At 35.2% G+C, this 776-nt stretch carries 3 protein-coding genes; all 3 read right to left on the bottom strand.

Features of this window, described 5'->3' with window-relative positions; all coding sequences use genetic code 11:
• The coding region (locus CD138_RS14560; RefSeq protein WP_219727729.1) for a hypothetical protein at window positions 1-207 on the bottom strand (207 nt) is incomplete at its 3' end.
• Complete coding sequence (locus tag CD138_RS13245; RefSeq protein WP_019168241.1) at window positions 207-356, bottom strand: DUF1381 domain-containing protein; 150 nt, start codon at window positions 354-356, stop codon at window positions 207-209. The genes CD138_RS13245 and CD138_RS14560, both read right to left, overlap by 1 nt.
• 36 nt (window positions 357-392) lie before the next feature.
• Window positions 393-776 (bottom strand): dUTP pyrophosphatase (locus CD138_RS13240; protein WP_103266017.1); only part of this gene is annotated, 384 nt, incomplete at its 5' end.

The raw sequence follows: 776 nt of genomic DNA, 5'->3' as shown, positions 1-776 counted from the left end.
CGTGTCGCTATATTTATTAATGATCGTCTTCAATTCATCATCTGTCGTATTTTTGTTTGGTGAAACATACATAGTTGAATGCATAGAATCTATAAACAAATGTATTGTTTTTCGTGATAATAATTTTCTTTTAACTTCTCTAATAATAAAAAACAGCATATAGATTGTAATCGGCAGATACATTGATGCTATTAAAACTAAATTCATTATTTCCGTTCCTCCTCATGTTTACTCAACGCCTCTTCTTTACTTCTTGCTTCCACAACCTCAAACGTTTGATTGTCCCGTGATTTAATCACTTCTGTGAACGTTTGACCTGTTGGGTCTGTGAATGTAGTGATTAAATACTGTGTCACTTCCTTAACACCTCTTTCACTTTAGTTAGTATGTCTTTAGAATCCACTACTTCCGAACCCTTTTGTTCCTCTTGCTGTTTCACTGTCAAACTCCTCCACTTGCTCTAACTCTGGTGTAATGATAGGCACAATAACTAACTGTGCGAGTTTATCGCCTTTGTTGATTTGATAAGTACCAATCATAACTTCTTCTTTGTAATCTGAATCCACTTGAATAGTTTCGCCTGCAATATCTAAAGCCAAAGGGCTAAAACTGTATGAATCATAACTTGCTAGTGCCTCATTATCATTTTTAATGTTAATCTTCATATTTCCATGAAACCCTGCATCAATTTTGCCTGTCTCGATAACAAGATGCGTCTTACTACTCACGCCACTTCTTGACGTTAATAGACCCACATATCCTTTAGGAATGTTTAC

It is taken from the genome of Staphylococcus intermedius NCTC 11048 (assembly GCF_002902385.1).
GTDB classification, from domain to species: Bacteria; Bacillota; Bacilli; order Staphylococcales; family Staphylococcaceae; genus Staphylococcus; species Staphylococcus intermedius.
This window is presented reverse-complemented; position numbering and strand designations above follow the sequence as displayed.